This is a genomic window from Pseudomonas sp. GW821-FHT10C09 (assembly GCF_059415465.1).
Window position 1 is genome coordinate 192,520 of the sequence record NZ_JBWKNG010000010.1, and the last position, 17,501, is coordinate 210,020.

A 17,501-nucleotide genomic window follows, 5' to 3' on the forward strand; every position below is an offset into this window, starting at 1 on the left:
ATCCTGTAACAGAGCACTCGGACGGGCGCCCTGCTCGAAATATCGACCGTGGGTTACTTGGTGCCGTAGACGTCAAAATCGAAGTACTTGTTGTTGATCCGCGCGTAAGTGCCGTTGGCGAGAATGGTGACCAGGGCTTTGTTCAAATCTTCGCGCAACGCAACATCTTCCTTACGTAGACCGAGACCGTCGCCAACACCGAAGAAGTCCGGGTCATCCAGGGTGTCGCCGGCGAACTCATAGTCCTTGCCCGGCGCCGTCTTCAAAAACCCGTAACTGGCCTGGATGGAACCCTGCAGCGAGGCATCAAGTCGCCCGACGACCAGATCGGCATACACTTGATCCTGGTTCTGATAGGACAGCACCTCCACCCCTTTCGAACCCCACACGCGTTTGGCATAGGCTTCCTGGGTAGAGCCCTGCTCCACACCAATACGTTTGCCCTTGAGCGACTCGAAGGTCGGCAGCAAACCCGATCCACGCTTGACCACCAAGCGCGCAGGCGCATTGGACACCTTGTCGGTAAACGCAATCTGCTCCAGGCGCTTGGGCGTGATGGTCATCGAAGACGCCACCGCATCAAACTTGCGCGCCAGCAGTGCCGGGATCATCCCGTCCCAACTGCTTTCCACCCAGACGCAGCGGGCTTTCAGTTCGGTGCAAAGCGCTTCGGCAATGTCGACCCCAAAACCGGTCAGCGTGCCATCCTGATTCTTGTACTCCAGTGGTGGGTACGTCGGGTCCACACCCAGTTTCAACACTTTGCCAGACCAGTCGGCCGCGTCCGCCAGACCCGACGCAGTCAGGAACACCAAGGAAACCGCTGCAATCATCTTGTTCATTTTTTATTCCTCTTCAGGTCGCAGACTATTTTTTTTACAAACTGACGTTCGCCAAGACGGCGTCTCAACACAAAAAACGTTCGACCAGCTTGACCCAATAGCTCGCGCCAATTGGCAGGCAAACATCATTGAAGTCGTAGCCGGGGTTGTGCAGCAGGCACCCGCTGTCCCCCTCGCCATTGCCGATCACCAGATAGCTGCCGGGGCATTTTTCCAGAATGAAGGCAAAATCTTCACTCGCTGTGAAGGGGCGCAAACCGTCGATCAGATGGTCGTCGCCTAACCAGTCCCGCGCGACCTCTCGGGCAAACGCAGTGGACTCGGTGTCGTTGATCAACACGGGGTGACAATGTTGGTATTCGATGTACGCCTGGGCCCCAAAGCTGCTCGCCTGCCCCTGGACCACCTCGATGATTCTTGCTTCGAGCAACTGGCGAACCTCAGGGGTCAGTGCGCGCACGCTCAAACTCATGTCGGCACTGGCCGGGATCACATTCGAAACAGTGCCCGCATGAATGGAGCCCACTGTGATAATCGCCGTGTCTTGCGGATTGACGTTGCGCGACACGATGCTTTGCAGGGCGATCACAATCGAGGCGCACACCACCACTGGGTCGACGGCTTTGTGCGGCACTGCGCCATGCCCACCGGTGCCAATGATTTTGATGTTCACGGTGTCGGCAGACGCCATGAATGGCCCAGTGTAGAAACCCAGATGTCCGACGGGGTATCCCGGTACGTTATGCATCGCAAATATCGCGTCACAGGGGAAACGTTCGAGCAAACCGTCCTCAAGCATTTTTCGAGCACCGCCCAGCCCTTCCTCCGCGGGTTGGAAGATCAGTTGCACCGTGCCGTTGAATGCCCGGGTTTGCGCCAAATATTTAGCGGCTGCCAACAGGGTTGCGGTATGACCATCGTGGCCGCAGGCATGCATGACACCGTCAATTCGGCTGGCATAGGGCAAACCGGTGGCTTCCTGAATCGGCAATGCATCCATGTCGGCGCGCAAGCCGATGGATCGACCCTCGCCATTTTTCAAGGTGCCGACCACCCCTGTCTTGCCCACGCCCGTGTTGACTTCAAAGCCCCAACTCAGCAAACACTGGGCAACCCGTTCACTGGTAGCAAATTCCTCAAAGCCCAACTCGGGGTGCGCGTGAATACTATGGCGCAACGCGATCATTTCATCTTGTATCGCCGCAATGCCTGGCAGCACCTGGTTGGCATTCATTATTGTTTTCCTTCGATAGAGGCTGCGCGCCTGAAGAAGCGCTGCTGGAATCCATCTTAGGGAGTGGACTATGAGCTGGGGAGGCCCAGTTTGGTTATGATGACAACTTTTGGTTGTCTGACTGGTGAGCGGATGAAACTGCATCAACTACAAGCATTGATTGCCAGCGCAGAGACGGGCAGCATCCGCGCCGCCGCCCGTTCGCTGGAGATTTCCCAGGCGGCCGTGACCAAAGCGCTGCGAGAGTTGGAAACCAGTCAGCAACTGCCGCTGTTCACGCGCACCCCCAGCGGCCTGAATTTCACCGAATACGGCAAAGTACTGCTGACTCATGCCCGACTCGTGATCAAGCAACTGGAGCATGCGCAGACCGAACTCGATCACATGCGCGGCAAGGCCCAGGGACGACTCTGTATCGGGATCACGCCGTGGATCGCCCTGACCTTTCTGCCGGAAGTGGTGCTGGCTTTTCGTGAGCGAATGCCGCATATCAGACTGGAGCTATACGAAAGCCTGATGGCCGTGGCCCAACCACTGCTGCGCGACGGCAGCATGGATTTTGCCATCGGTCAGTTGCACCCGGCGCAATCAACCCAGGAATTTGCCTGTGAAACGTTGCTGGAGTACCAGACATCGGTGCTGGTCTGCGAGGGCCATGCACGACAGAATGCCCGCTCGATCCATGAACTGCTGGAGCAGAATTGGACCTTGAACTATGCACCGGATGGACACGATGGGTTAATGCAGGAGTTGTTCTGGAAACACGGCGCGCAAATCGATGAGAACCGAATCGTTCGCGCTCACTCATTAGCCATTTTGCAGATGATGGTTGAGCGGGCCGACATGTGCACCTGGGGGCCGTCCATTGTCAGTATTGCCCCTCCCTTCCTCGGTCGCGTTTTATCACTGGACTTGAACGAACAATTTGAACCCCGACAGCTGAGTATCGTGACACGCCGCAATGGTGCGCTGAGCAATCCTGCACTCTGCTTCACCGATTGCCTGTTGCAAGTCATTCGGCGCCATGCCCGATCGGCAAAAAAAGAAGACCGTGCGCTTTTTGAAACCTTACGATTACTGCAGTGATTTTTGCTCTCGCCTGAAAGCACCTTCAAGAGCTGGAGTCGAGCCGAGCGGGTCGAAAGTTACCAACCCGTTCGACCCAATCAGATTACCAGTAGCGCTGTTGTGCGAACTGGTAGCTTGGTTGCTTCCAGGCGGCCGTTGACTGATAGACCACCGGCTGATATCCGGACCAGTTAAATACCGGGTAAGTCACGACCGGTGCTTGCCACTGAACGGGAGCGAACCCGAAAGAGGGATAGGTCATCGGCGGACTTATACTGGGCACTTGATTCTGCGCAATCGTGCTGCCACTCGGCTTATCGTTTGCGATGTTCTGCTGCGGGGCTGGCACCGCACCGGAGGAGGCACTGCCGGCTACCGCCTCTGGAGTGACGTTCGGCGTAACGGACACCGGTGCACTCGGTTTGGTTGGCGGCTGCTGGAAACCACCACCCATGACACCTTGATTCATCCGACTCCCGACAACGCTGGTGAACCGACCCGCACTGGTGATCGAACCCGCCTGATCATTGCGCAGACTACCGCCCGTGAGACTCATGGTGTTATCGCTGTGTATCACCTTGTCATTGACTACTTGGCCAGCGGCGATGCTCATCGAACCGCCACTGCGAACAGTGCCATGGTTCTCCAGGTTGCCGGCGTAACTCATCGAGCCGCCACTGCGAACCTCACCGCTATTGTTGAACTCACCCGCTACAGAGAGCGAACCGCTTGCCAGCAGTGACGCCTTTTCACTTTGAACAGAGCTACCGGCAACGGACACATTCGCGCCCTTGACCATCCCCTTGTTATGCATGCCACCGGCGACGGAAAGCGCTTGTTTCGCCTCCAGTTCCCCCGTGGAGGCAATCATGACTTTGCCGTCTGACGAGACAGACAAGCTACCGGTGAGGGCCTTGACCTTTCCGTCCACATTCACACCCACACCGGCGGATTTACCGACCAGACGGATCGAGTCGGCGTGCATGCTGCCCAGTTGAGCCACATCAATGGCGATCTCGGACGGGCTATCGGCAATCCCGGTCTCGGTGACACTCGTAGGGTCGCCAGCATCCACCTCGCCTTTCAAAGCCGCGGCGTTGAGTTTTTTGGCCTGCAACTGAGCGTTGACCTGCAAGGTACGTGCTACCAGGTCGACCTCATTAGCACCGGATGCATCGAGACCAGCGCCCTCAATGCGAATCTGGCCGTTCTCCGTCCGCAAACGAGACAAATTACCGCTCTCGTCAAACACAACCTTACCGGCGACCAGTGACACACGGTTCGCATTAATGAAGCCCGCACCATTGGCCGTAATGCCGTTGGGGTTGGCGACTATCACCCGCGCACTCGGTCCCGCGACCTCAATCTTTCCATTGAGACTGGAGGCTGCCCTGCCCGTGACTTCGTTCAGAATGACACCCGCAGAATTCCCGTTCAGAAGATGGTTACCAGTGATCGCCCCCCCGAGCGTTGTCTGTGTCCCTGCACTGCTGTTGTTAAGAATCAGCCCGGCCTGCCCCACGTTGAAATCGGTGAACGTGTTGTGCGAAATGCCTGAGCCGTTCGGTGCAACGATGTTTACGACCGGAGTGCCATTGACGATAGACAACGTGGGTTGTTGTGCCGCGTTCGGATCAACCACCAGCCCCGGTTGCGCATACGCGGCCTGTTGCAGCATTGGCAATGTCGCCATGAGCGCCAGGGTCAGCGCGGTAAGCCTTGAAGGTGCTCGGCTACGTTGAATTGTGTGTTGAATATTTATTGTCATATTGACCTCAAAGTCTGGATTAGCAGAAGCGACCGGCGGGGTTGGCACGGACGCTGTTTCACGCAAGTAGGTTGGTGTGTGTCACAGCCCTCCATGGTTGGGTTGATAGGAAAATCGTCGCGCGATGACGCCGGCCTAGAAGCGGCTGGTGACCGAAAAGTCGAGCGATGGCGTGCGGCTGCGCATGAAACCGGGCGCCTTGAGTGGTACTCCGAGCGCGAGGTCGTAGCCGAAGACGTTTTGATTGCCACGCAAGCCGATCGCGCTACCGACCAGTGTTCGCCCGCCAGGCTGCTGGCTGCCGATGGGCGATACCTGACCGGCATCGATAGCCGTATAGACTTGGCTACCCCAAAAGACAGGCGTGGCGATTTCATTGCGCCAGGTCCAGCCACCAGGGCCGGCGACAGTGGTGTTGCCGTCAAAACCACGCACCGTGTAGCGGCCACCGATCTGCAGGTATTCGGTAGAAGGGGCCGGAACAGGCGCGTACTGGAAAAAAGCCGCACTCTGATAACCAAGGCGTTTGCCACCAGCGAGAAATGCCATCTCGACCGATGCCCTGGCAGTGAAGATCCGAAATCGCCCGTTCCAGTCCTGCTCTTCATAGACAGCACCTGGTGCTTTGCTCATGCCCGGCAAGCTGCCACGCAATCCGAGTTCGACACTCACCGTACTGCCTGTGAGTTGCTCACGATGAGCGAAGCTGAGTTCGTAGCTGGTGATGTCGCGATGCAGTTGGAGTAACTCGGTTGTGCTGACCCATGAGCGATCCTCTCGGCGCACCAGTCGCGAATTGAACGTGCCCTTGCTGTGGCTGGAGCGATAGGCCACGTAGCCGAACCCCGCATCAAGGCGACGGGTTCTTGCGGTGAGCGGCACACTGTTGCCGTCGACATCCTTGAGCAGCTCCTGTTTGCTGCCCCACTCGCTGGCCCCCAGAGAAAACGACGCGTACCCCATCGGAATATTCCAGGCTGCACTTTTTGAGTAGGACCCGAGCGTGTGATTGCTGAACTCGGCATCCGAGTTATAGGTGAGTAAAAGCTGATCGTAGAGGCCTGCCGGAGAGTCAATCGCGACAATCGCCCCTAGCTGATTGCGGCCAGTGGTGTCGATGCCGGCGTTATCGGCAGTCAACACACCAAACACGCGGCGTGCGATTTGTGGATGCCGTATGACGATGTCGCTCTCACCCAGGGCCGAGCCCGGTATCAGGTCGAAAGCTGTGACGGCCTGCCCCGGCAGGCGACGTACGTTTTCAAGCGCCTGATCAAGATCGCGAACATTCAACAACCCGCCTTTTGCACCCGGGAACACCGGACGTGTCCAGCCAAGACTATCGGGCTGCTCGCGCACCTCACCGATGCGACCGGGAATAATCTCGACGATCAGGCGACCACTGGACAGATCCTGCGCCGCAATGACGGCCTGGGTCGTCACATACCCCCGAGCCATGAATTGCTTCGCCACCCAACGTCTGAAAATGCCCAGCCCTTCCCCTCCCACACAACGTCCCAGGATGGACGGGGTATGAGGCAGCCATGGAAACTCCGCTGCGCCTCGCCACTCAACCGAGTGAATAACGAAGCAGGGTGTTTCCCCCGGTAACTCCAGGGTTTCGCCCGGTTCTTGAGGCGAGCTGGAAAGCACGTCCGGTCGTGTCAAGGCTTGCGATTGCAGACTTTCCAGTTGCTGATCCTGCAAGCGTCGTACGCCGGAAAGAGCGCTGACTGACTCAGCGCTTTTCACCTCTTTAGTTATCGTGAACACAAACATGCCCATCAGGCATAACTTAGTCAGTTGGGCGGTGTTTTTTTGTCGGCACACGCGAGCGTTCGGAGTGCCCGCAGGCGAGGTGAGAATTGGGCTGATCGGGAGCAGGCAAGTCGTCGATTTCATCCTCACACATTAGGCAGGCCGAAACCGCCGGAACATGAGGCGATTCTTAATTACTAATTACTAATTACTACGAGAGGAGGGATCCAAATAAAAGTTACGTTAAATATTGCCGCCAACGGTCCTATATCGAAAACATCAAATCGCCGTCAATAGCCAGGAAGTCCTCTCCAATGAAGCGTTGTCAAACGCTGGATCAACCACATCCATGCAGCGTTTGAGGGAGTCGAAATCTGGTGTTTGGGACAGGCAAACTTGTATAGCCTGACTCACTGATACCGACACTACCGAGCATTGCGTGCATTGCCCCTCATAAATAAGCGCATGACGAATTCGAGGATTCTCATGGCAGTACCTCAACAAGTTGAATTCCGTTGAGAGCACCAGAACAGCGTTAATAATCAACAGATCAAAAGGTTGACCTTGAGTACGGGTCACCGATTGAACCTCTTGAAATGAACTCAAGGGAGCAATTCGGTAATAACCCAGCTGATTGAGCATTTTTTCTATTTTGATTCGCTGAATAGGCTGACCATCCGCGATCAATATACGTAGTGCTTTGTTTGACATGCGATAAACCCGACAGGTAGCCCCGTGAGCGCTCATCAATAACTTCGACTCACTGAAGAGCGACCAAGGCTATCGTTCACCACTGAAAATGACTCTAAGACAATTCTGAAACACTGCAGCCGCTGGCCGATCGGGCGATTCGAGATTCCCTATTTGTACGTCATATCTACGACAACAGCCGCCTCGAAGGGCCCCATGACCGGGGCGGCGCGCCAGATCAGATCGGCATTGAAATCAATGGGTTCAGGCTGCCGGTGATCCAGGTCAGCGAGTTTGAACCATTTACTGAAAGGAAGCGTCTTACCGCTGTCAACTCGAGACAACCTTATCCCAACTGAATTGTTATTGGCCGGAACCAGCAGCCCACCGATGACACTTCCGGAGGCCGGGGTGAATTTGGCTTCGATTGTTAACGGCGTATCGCAGCTCTTATTCAGCCCCAGCGTGAATTTTGACGTACTGGCAACCGTGCCATTCACGGCAGTGCCTGCGTACGCTCGTGGAAAATTCACCACGCTTGGTGTGATCGTCAGATCGGGCGAGCAAGGGACGAAACGAATATTCGAAAGCCCTGTGACAACATAATTCAAGTTTCCAGCAGCAAGCCCTTGTTCGCCATCCACTTGAATTACTCGATATTGAGAAAGTGTACTGGCTTGTCCGCTTTCAGGAACACTTCCAAATTTTTCGACAAAAATTGAAAACTTTAAGTTGAAATCTCTCATTGAGCTACCCCAACAGATAGAAGGGTAGCAACTGTATTCTTCAGAATAAATTGTTGCCGCAGTTCGATATAGAGCACCTTTAAAGCGAATACCAATACGAATCCCCTTACCAATACTTGAAAGCTTGGCAGGGTCAGTCCAGAGATAGATTTTCTCTGAATAAGGTGTATTACGGTCATTGTTGCACGCAACTTTGGTTGTAATTTCATCCGACTCCCAGATGATGGTTCCATCCGGAAGGTCCGCCGGAACGGCAATGGTGGTTCCTATGGAGCTTATAATCGTACTCTCAAACTTGTCGGTGGTGCATTTCAGTGCGTAACTCGTGGCAGGACCATAAGCGACCAGCAACACCATGGCGCCAAGCGCTTTCTTGAGGAATAACATTGCGGGACGTCCCTAGAATCAACGGCGACAATTATGCGTTTTGATTTGATGAACTGAGCATCAGACGATTCTGAAATAGCCCACACACAAAGACGCCGCCGAAACGCTCCTCTCCCCTTCCGGATTTGCCCCGGAAGGGGCATGAAGTGATAAGACCTTGCCCGAAACCAAATCAGCCCGGATGCGCCACGCTCTCTACGGTGAGGTCAGCGTAATCAGATAAGCCCCCGAGCTCACGGGCTCGCCCGAAGCGTCCACTAACGCGTACCGCTGATTGTAATAACGGCCTTCTTTACCGCTGTCAGCGACAAGCCTCACCTCCACACTGGAATGATCGAGCGCGCTGACCGATCGAGCCGGATCAACACTGCGCACACCGATAGTGTTGCCTCGCGCCAGCGCCGGACATTCATCCAGCGCCAGGCCGCCCACCTGGGCAGAAGACGTGCACGACGACTCGACAATGCTGCCGTGAAAAGCAATGACACCCTGGGCAACCGACGTCGCCGCGAAACACGTTCCGGTCAGGCTGAGAAACAACCCTGCGCCGACAGAGAAAAACTTCTCGTTCATGCTGACACTCCCGAAGTGAAGGCTAAGCCTTGAGTATCGACCAGAATCCGGTTTTTTTAAGAATCGCCTGATGGTTTTTGATCTGTTTTGCCAAAGAGACTCCGAGTCAGAGTTAATGCCGCCCGACATCGAACCTGAACACGCGGTGCTTTTAAGAAACGCCTGAGAGCAGTCCCGCTCACGTAGCCTCTACCATGGGGATCTGTATCCGATCTCAAACTCTCACCGGGACACACCCATCATTAATGTTCAAAACCTATCGATTACCGACAGCTCGGACGTCCGCGACAACTCGCCTGGGCGGAGCGTTAATGCTGCTCCTGCTCTGCTTCGTCACACAGGCGCAAGCTGCACTGCAGATTGAAGGCACACGCCTGATTTACTTCGGGCAGGACAAGGGGGCCAGCATCAGCGTGACTAACCAGGCCTCCCAGGAAGCCTTGCTACAAAGCTGGCTCAGCCATGAGGACGACAGCGACACCAACACCCTGCCCTTCGCTATCGTCCAACCACTGGTGCGACTGCAAAGCCAGGAGCGCCACCTGCTGCGCATCCTCTATCTCGGCGAAGGCGTGCCCGACGATCGCGAGTCACTGGTCTGGCTCAACATCATGGAAATCCCCCTCAAGGCGAAGGACCCGGACAGCATGCAGTTTGCGATCCGCCAGCGCTTGAAAGTCTTTTATCGCCCACCCGGTCTTCAAGGCTCTGCATCCGAATCCGTGCAAAAACTGACTTGGACATACCTGGACGAGCAACACATTGAAGTCAGTAATACCAGTGCCTTCCACCTCTCCCTGATTGATATCGGGATCGACCTGGACAGCCCCACGGAGAAACTGTCCGACTACGTATTTCTGAGACCCGGAGAAACCCGGCTCATCGAAACACCCAAGGCCGCCATCAGTGCTGACACAACAATAAGCTTTACCGAAATCAATGACATTGGATTGCAGACACGCCACAGCACCAACCTTCAGTAGTGCATCTTTGCCTCAGCCAGGCGTTTAAGAATCGTCTGATGCCCCTCCGACCGGCCTCTCTTTAGAGTCCGGGGATGAGATTAAAAAGTTACCTGCTCCAGATCAGCCCGGTGTTCTCCAGCCCCGAAGCAGCCAGAAGGCTGCTTCGTCTTTTTGCCCTTGTTTTACTGATCGGCATCCTGAGCGGTGTTTACAACTTTCTGTTGTTCACCTTCAACAATGATATTTCCCGGCGGCGCGGCGACATGAGCAGCGCCATTGCCGAAGCTCACACGTTTTTCACCAATCGCGAAGCCTTGCTCGAAAGCCTGAGTCTGTCGGCCGTGCGCAATTCCAAGATGGCCAAACCGCTGGTTTACCTGCCCTCCACCGAAGAGGTCCATATCCAGTTGGGCAACACCCCCGGCAACCTGTGGAGTATCTGGCTGACCCAGCGCATGTGTGACTACATGAAAAGCAAGCAGGTCAACCTGCTCTACGTGAATACCGGCCCGAGCGCACAAGTAACTCGGCTCTATGATTCGACACCGGTGGTGCCGGTCTTTTCGTCGACCATGCTGAGCCAGTTGGAAACGCTGACCGATGACGACACATCAAGCATCGACGAACTGTGGCTGACCGACCGGACCGAGCAACGCTCTCATCTGTATATTTTCATGCGCCTGGATAGCCATGACAAAAATTCGGGTTGGCTGGGCCTGGAGATGGACAGCCGGGAAGTCTCCACGACCCTGAACGACCAAAGCGCGGGTGAGTTCATGATGCTCAACTCCCAGGGCATGCTGGTATTTACCAACAGCAGCACTACGCAACTGAGCCAAATACTGCTTAAACCCCAGGGCCACAATTTTTTTGGCTTTGTCGGCAACGGCCTGGTACCCGACCACCTGGTGATCCGCAAACAGCTGAAGTCTTCGGACTGGCAACTGGTGTATTCGATAGACCTGTTGGCCGTGATGTCCGGATTGTGGCGACAGCTGTTGGGCTCGCTGGTCTTCTGCCTGTTCAGCGCGAGCCTGATCCTGCTGCTGATGCGGCGTGTTGAATGCCGCTTCATTACGCCTGCAATGAACCGGATTCAGGCACTGATCGAGAGCGAGTCCTTCAGCCGCGACGTGATTCAGACCGCCCCCGTGGCCCTTTGCGTACTGCGCCGCACCGACGGGCAAGTGGTGCTGGAAAACACCCTGGCGCAGCAATGGCTGGGTAACGGTCTGGAACGCGAGGTGTTGTGCGCCGGCTGGATTATCCAGGCCTTCGACACCGAACAGCCCAACCGCTGCGACTATTTTGAAACCGTCGAAGGGCGGCACCTGTACCTCAGTAGCGCGCCGACCCGCTACAAGGGCGAAGACGTGCTTTTTTGTGCCTTCAGCGACATCAGCGCACACAAGCAAGTGGAAGCGGCACTGGAGGACGCCCGGCAGTCAGCAGATGCGGCAAACGAGGCAAAAACCCTGTTTCTGGCCACCATGAGCCATGAAATTCGTACGCCGCTCTATGGCGTGCTCGGCACTCTGGAGCTCTTGGCACGGACCCGGCTCGATACTCAGCAAAGAGACTATCTGCACGCCATAGAAGGTTCGTCTGCGACTCTCCTGCAACTGATTAGCGATGTGCTTGATGTATCGAAAATCGAAGCCGGACAACTGGCACTGGAACTAAGCGAGTTTTCCCCGCTGGAGCTGGCTCATGAAGTCATCCAGGGCTACGCCGCAGCGGCCTTGGGTAAAGGCTTGCAGCTTTACGCCTGCTTCGATCCGCAGCTCCCCGAGCGACTGATCGGCGACGTCACCCGGATCCGGCAGATCCTTGGCAACTTGCTCAGCAACGCGGTGAAGTTCACGGACTGCGGACGGGTGGTATTACGCGTGAAGTTGTTGAACCGCGATGGCGAACGCTCAAGCCTGACGTGGCAAGTGTCCGACACCGGGAAAGGCATCGCCCAGGAAGACCAGAGATTCATTTTCGAGCCGTTTTTTCAAACAGAAGGCAATACCAATGTGGTCGCCGGCACCGGACTGGGATTACCCATTTGCCAACGTCTGACTCAATTGATGAACGGCCATCTTCGCATGGTCAGCGACCTCGGACTGGGCAGCAGCTTCACCCTGACGCTGCCGCTCGAAGAGGCCTCGATCAGTACCGAGCCAAACACCCTGGGCAGCCTATTGCCAGAGACTGTTTATGTGATCTCCCCGATTCGCGAACTGGCGGAGTCCATCAGCGACTGGTTGCGTCGATGGGGTGCCCGCGCACAAATCGGCCGCCCGTCCCCGGCCGATGCCGCCAGCGGCCACCTGTTGCTTGAGCTTCACCCTGGCACTGTCGAGCAACCGCTCGTACCCGACTGGTCGGGACCGTTGATTATTGTCAGCGGTAACAGTTGCAGTGAACCGCAAATCGAAGCCGGCCGTTGGCAAGTCAACCTCAACCATTTGACCGCCATTCACCAGGCGGTCAGCCAGGCACAGGGACTTTGGGTCGCCAGAACCGATGAATATGCGCAAAAGCGCGAGCTGAAGCAGCTCGATCTGCACATCCTGGTGGCCGAAGACAACATCATCAATCAGTTGATTCTCAGGGATCAGCTTGAAGAACTCGGCTGCACCGTGGCAATGGCTTGCGATGGGAACGAAGCGCTGCGGCTCTGGAAAACCGAAGACTTCGACGTGGTCCTGACCGATGTGAACATGCCCAATGTCAACGGCTACGAGTTAGCCAAAGAACTGCGCCGCCAAGGCTGTTTGCTCCCGATCATTGGAGCAACAGCCAATGCCATGCGCGGAGAATCGGAACTGTGTCTTGCCGCCGGAATGACCCATTGCCTGGTCAAGCCGTTTGCGTTGCGAGCCCTGTTCAATTGCCTGGCGCCTTATGAAGGGACCGCCCATGAAGCCCTATAACATTTTGATCGTTGAGGACCATCCTTTCCAACACATGTACCTGCAGCATTTGTTCAGTGAACTGGGGGAGTTCAATCTAGAAGCCGCAGGGGATGGTAAAGAGGCACTGGAACGCTTGCAGCAGCGCGATTTCGACCTGGTACTGACGGACCTCTTGATGCCGGGTATGGATGGCGTTCAGTTTATTCAGAGCCTGGCCGATCTACGCCACAAACCAGCCCTGGCGATCATGAGTGCTGCGTCCAGGCGCATGTTGATGGCCGCCAGTCTCGTGGCGAAAAACCTCGACGTGGAAGTGATCGGACTGATTTCCAAGCCGGTCGCCTCAGCCGCACTGCGCAACCTGACAGAACAACTCGACGGCAAGAATCGCAGCACTACCAAGGTCATTCCTGCCCCATTGGAATTTGACCGGCATTCAATTATCCGGGCAATGAGCGACGGACAGTTTCAGGCTTGGTTTCAGCCCAAAAAGTCTCTGGCCAACGGACGCATCGCCGCAGCCGAAGCCTTGGTGCGCTGGATGCACCCGGAACAAGGCGTCATGCTGCCTGGTTCGTTCCTGACAACGCTCAAGTCGTTCGGACTGGAGGAGCGTTTGCTATGGCTGGTATTGAAGCAGGCCATTTATGCCCAGGCGCGATGGCGCCAGCATGGCTATGACATTCCCGTGTCGATCAACTTGCCGACGCACCTGCTCAACAGCCATGACCTGGCGGACCGTCTGCTGGAGTTTGTCCTGCATCACCAGGGCATACCGGGAAAGATCTGTTTCGAACTCATGGAGTGCTCCCTCCCGAAGGACATCAGCAACTTCTACGCGGGTGCCTGCCGCTTGCGCATCAAAGGTTTCGGCCTTTCGCAAGACGATTTCGGCAAGGGTTACAGCTCTTACATGAACCTGGTTTCCACCCCTTTCACCGAACTCAAGATCGATCGGGCGCTCGTCCAGGGTTGCCACGAAAACGAAGGAATGACCTCGGCCTTGACCAGCATTGTCGCGCTGGGACGCAAGCTGGGTCTGACAGTCGTGGCCGAAGGCGTGGAAACGCCGCAGGAGCTTGCACTACTGCGCAAAATCGACTGCACGCAAGTTCAGGGGTTCCTGATTTCCCATGCGGTCTCATCGGACCAGTTCCAACAGTTGCTGACCAATGATGGGCCGGCGACATTTTATTAATTTGCCGGTCTGGCCGACGTTCATCAAACTTCAGAGGTACTATCCATCCGGCGCCGATTCTTTACTGTCCTGCGGATATTCTTGATGAAACACGACAACGCCCTCCTGGAGAAACTTACCCGCAGCTCATTGCGGCTGAACAAAGGGTTGATGGTGTTGCTCGGGGTGGCGTTATTGTTCGTCGGAACCAGCTATTGGTTGTACAAGCGGGTGATCAAGGAGCAGTACCATGACGTGCGCTTTCACTTTTCGCGTTTGATGGAGAACATTCGTGAGCAAGAGTCCTTTTTGAGGACTTTGTCGCAACTCAGTCATCAGGACAAACTGCTCAATGACGAAAATGTCCAGATGCACCTGCAAAAAATGCAGCCGCAAGAGGGCGTTTATATAGGGCAGGAGTTTGCGTTTTCGATGCCTTTCAGCATCAAATTCAATCAACAGAAAATCGCCAGCAGCGAGCACCCAAAAGTTTTCACCCTGGGCGCGCACCTGAGCACCTTCTACAGTGCTTTCTGGTCCGTCTCGCATTACCAGTCGCCGCAGGTCTTCCTGTTCAATCATCAGGACAATTTCGATATTGCCGTTCCGGCCGCCGGACAATTGCGTGGCAACGCGACGAATTTCAACGACACCTTCACCGAGGTGATAAAGACGGTTCAGGGGCATTTGAAACAACGCAGTCAGTCCTTGGCAGATGGCGAGGTCTACTGGGAACATTACGGCCAGACCACCAGCGGTTCGGCGCCAGCCCGCTTGCTGGCTTACGTCAATATCCAGCTCACACCTGAACAACTGCACATCAATGGTGCCGATTCCCGAGTGGTGGTCGCAACGCTACTGGACATGTCCCAGGTAAACGATGTCGAGCGCACCATGGAATGGTCGATCTATGACCACTTCACCCTGGTCGCTCCGTCAGGCGAGGTGCTGACGGGCTCTATCAAGTCACAGCCGCCTCTGAGGGAAGGACTGAATCTCAAACCTGATGGCGTGGTATTCAAGATCACCAATAGCGTCGGCCCCCAGTGGACCGCCATCTATGCGATCAGTTTCAAGAGCGTTTTCCGCTATGCGCTATGGCCGCTGACCACCCTGGCAATACTGCTGACGAGCGTCATCATCATGGGTTGGGCCGCCAGCCGCTGGCACAAGAAGAACGTCATTCTCCCCGCCCGTCGTGCCCATGAAAGCATCGCGGAAAGCGAGGCATTCAGCCGGGTGGTGATCGATACCGCACCAACGGGGCTGTGCGTGGTGCGCCGCTCGGATGACAAAGTTCTGGTGGAAAACCAGCGCGCCCAGCAGTGGCAGGGAACCACCAAACTGATGACGGCGCTTGAGCAGCGCCATACCCGCACCGACGCGGGTGAATCCTACCTGGAAATTGAAGGCCGCCACCTGCAAGTCGGCTTCGTTTCGACCCGCTATCAAGGCCAGGATGTACGACTTTACGCCTTCAATGACGTCACCCGGCATATCGAAGATGCGGCCGCTCTGGAAGAAGCCCGGCGCATTGCCGACGCCGCCAATGAAGCCAAGACGCTGTTCCTGGCCACCATGAGTCATGAAATTCGCACGCCGCTGTACGGGGTTCTGGGCACCCTTGAATTACTCGGCATGACTCGCCTCGATCCGCGCCAGCAAGAGTACCTGCAGACCATCCAGCGCTCGTCGGCCACGCTGTTCCAACTGATCAGCGATGTACTGGATGTCTCGAAGATCGAATCCGGGCAAATGGCGATTGAATCCATCGAGTTCTGCCCCCTGGACATGCTCGAAGATACGTTACGCACCTATGCCGCGTTCGCCCAGATAAAGGGTTTACAACTCTATGCATGTATCGATCCTGCATTGCCGAACCGCCTGCTGGGAGACCCGATGCGGATCCGCCAGATCCTCAATAATCTGTTGAGTAACGCCATCAAGTTCACCGACACCGGGCGTGTTGTACTGCGGGCCCGAGTACTGGAGCGCGATGACGATCAGGTCAACCTGGAATGGCAGGTCACCGACTCCGGCATGGGGCTCTCTGAACCGCAACAGGCCAAGCTGTTCGAACTGTTTTATCAGGTCCGGGATGCGTCCCGCGAAGGAGGCGCAGGTTTAGGGCTGCCGATTTGCGGGTGGTTGAGCGAGATGATGGGCGGCCAGATAAAAGTGGTCAGTGAACCGGGGCTGGGTAGCAGCTTCACCCTGCAAATGAGTTTGACAGTGCTGGCCGGTGAGCTCCCGGATTGCCCGCCCATCGAACCCACCCCGTTGCCGGTGTATGTCCTGGCCCCCGTCCGCGAGTTGGCACAGACGCTGTGTGACTGGTTGAGTCGTCTGGGCGTTCATGCCACACCGACAGCGTTACCGCTGGAGCAGAAACACCCGCAAACGGTGCTGGTAGACGTTCTACCCGCTGATCCGGAGCAGCCCTGGGCTGGCCCACGCGTTCGTTGTAGGTCAGGTGGACGCAATCCACCCGAGTACACCCCGCAAGGATGGGAAGTCGATTTGCATGATGTGCGTGCGATTGCCTTGGCGGTCTCTCTGGCACAGCACGGAAAACACGAACCGCCTCGACACGCTGAACCGCAGAAATCCGGAAACCTGCATTTACACATTCTGGTGGCCGAAGACAATCCGATCAATCAGGCGATCATCAAGGAACAGCTCGAGGCGCTGGGTTGTTCCGTCGTCGTGGCCGCCAACGGCGAACAAGCCATGCACGTGTGGCGACCTGATGTCTTCGACCTGGTGCTGACTGACGTCAACATGCCACTCATGAACGGATATGAGTTGGCCCGTACACTTCGAGAGCATGATCCCCTATTGCCGATCATTGGCGTAACTGCCAACGCCATGCGCGAAGAAGGCATGCGTTGCATCGCCGTCGGGATGAATGCCTGGATCGTCAAACCCCTGAGTCTGCAAACCCTGCGAGCTCACTTGGTGAAACTCTGCAAGCCTGCCCTGCAAACGATGCAGGCTTGCGTTGCGTCTGAAAGCATCCTCCCCCTGGAACCGGCCACCGATACCGTTCAACTATCCCCGAAAATGCGACCGTTATTCATCAGCACGATGCAGCAAGACATACAACGAATCAGTGCGGCACTCGAAAAACGCGACAGCCTGATCGTCGGCGAACGGCTACACAGCATTGCTGGCGCCCTGGGTGCGGTGCAGGCCATTGACCTGGCTCAAAAGTGTGCTGAACTGGAGAGTTCGCTCGAGCACGCATCCCTCGACACTTCCCTTGCACTGAAGGTGCAGCAGATACTGGGCAGGCTTTCGGATGTTCTGGACGCTCTTGAGCAATAACCGCGACCCATTGCATGCAATCGTATGGAAACAACTCAATCACCTACACCGGCATCACGG

General features: G+C 56.1%; 12 protein-coding genes. 5 read left to right on the forward strand and 7 right to left on the reverse strand.

The genetic code is table 11. The features are described from left to right. Positions 1 to 53: 53 nt before the first annotated feature. On the reverse strand, positions 54 to 833 hold the full coding sequence (locus AC07N8_RS12770; protein ID WP_493143897.1) for an ABC transporter substrate-binding protein: 780 nt from the start codon (positions 831 to 833) through the stop codon (positions 54 to 56). Between the two features lie 73 nt (positions 834 to 906). Next, positions 907 to 2,076, reverse strand: coding sequence for a M20 aminoacylase family protein (locus AC07N8_RS12775; protein WP_493143840.1), 1,170 nt, complete (start codon positions 2,074 to 2,076; stop codon positions 907 to 909). Positions 2,077 to 2,172: 96 nt separating this feature from the next. Here AC07N8_RS12775 and AC07N8_RS12780 point away from each other — a divergent pair, with 96 nt between their 5' ends. After that, a complete protein-coding gene (locus AC07N8_RS12780; protein WP_493143899.1) occupies positions 2,173 to 3,162 on the forward strand; it encodes a LysR family transcriptional regulator in 990 nt (329 codons plus the stop codon). Between the two features lie 85 nt (positions 3,163 to 3,247). Here AC07N8_RS12780 and AC07N8_RS12785 read toward each other — a convergent pair whose 3' ends face one another. The 5 genes from AC07N8_RS12785 to AC07N8_RS12805 all read right to left on the reverse strand — a co-directional run bounded on the left by AC07N8_RS12785 (position 3,248) and on the right by AC07N8_RS12805 (position 9,066). Next, complete coding sequence (locus AC07N8_RS12785; RefSeq protein WP_493143841.1) at positions 3,248 to 4,822, reverse strand: filamentous hemagglutinin N-terminal domain-containing protein; 1,575 nt, start codon at positions 4,820 to 4,822, stop codon at positions 3,248 to 3,250. Between the two features lie 225 nt (positions 4,823 to 5,047). Continuing rightward, positions 5,048 to 6,814: a ShlB/FhaC/HecB family hemolysin secretion/activation protein gene (locus tag AC07N8_RS12790; RefSeq protein WP_493143843.1), complete on the reverse strand. Its 1,767-nt coding sequence runs from the start codon at positions 6,812 to 6,814 to the stop codon at positions 5,048 to 5,050. Between the two features lie 135 nt (positions 6,815 to 6,949). Continuing rightward, on the reverse strand, positions 6,950 to 7,381 hold the full coding sequence (locus tag AC07N8_RS12795; RefSeq protein ID WP_493143844.1) for a PleD family two-component system response regulator: 432 nt from the start codon (positions 7,379 to 7,381) through the stop codon (positions 6,950 to 6,952). A gap of 149 nt (positions 7,382 to 7,530) precedes the next feature. Continuing rightward, positions 7,531 to 8,493 carry a fimbrial protein gene (locus AC07N8_RS12800; RefSeq protein WP_493143846.1) on the reverse strand — a complete coding sequence of 321 codons (963 nt, stop codon included), beginning with the start codon at positions 8,491 to 8,493 and terminating at the stop codon, positions 7,531 to 7,533. Positions 8,494 to 8,688: 195 nt separating this feature from the next. Beyond that, positions 8,689 to 9,066: a type 1 fimbrial protein gene (locus AC07N8_RS12805; RefSeq protein WP_493143848.1), complete on the reverse strand. Its 378-nt coding sequence runs from the start codon at positions 9,064 to 9,066 to the stop codon at positions 8,689 to 8,691. A 311-nt stretch (positions 9,067 to 9,377) separates the two neighbouring features. On the opposite strand from AC07N8_RS12805, the gene AC07N8_RS12810 reads away from it, so the two are divergent. The 4 genes from AC07N8_RS12810 (at position 9,378) to AC07N8_RS12825 (ending at position 17,441) form a co-directional block, all read left to right on the forward strand. Then, a complete protein-coding gene (locus tag AC07N8_RS12810; protein WP_493143850.1) occupies positions 9,378 to 10,049 on the forward strand; it encodes a fimbrial biogenesis chaperone in 672 nt (223 codons plus the stop codon). Between the two features lie 74 nt (positions 10,050 to 10,123). Further along, positions 10,124 to 12,955, forward strand: a complete 2,832-nt coding sequence (locus tag AC07N8_RS12815) for an ATP-binding protein (protein ID WP_493143852.1) — start codon at positions 10,124 to 10,126, stop codon at positions 12,953 to 12,955. Next, on the forward strand, positions 12,942 to 14,135 hold the full coding sequence (pvrR, locus tag AC07N8_RS12820; RefSeq protein ID WP_493143901.1) for a response regulator cyclic di-GMP phosphodiesterase PvrR: 1,194 nt from the start codon (positions 12,942 to 12,944) through the stop codon (positions 14,133 to 14,135). The genes AC07N8_RS12815 and pvrR overlap by 14 nt, the downstream gene beginning before the upstream one ends. A gap of 84 nt (positions 14,136 to 14,219) precedes the next feature. Further along, positions 14,220 to 17,441 (forward strand): hybrid sensor histidine kinase/response regulator, encoded by a 3,222-nt coding sequence (locus AC07N8_RS12825; RefSeq protein WP_493143853.1) that lies wholly within the window; start codon positions 14,220 to 14,222, stop codon positions 17,439 to 17,441. Positions 17,442 to 17,501: the final 60 nt, after the last annotated feature.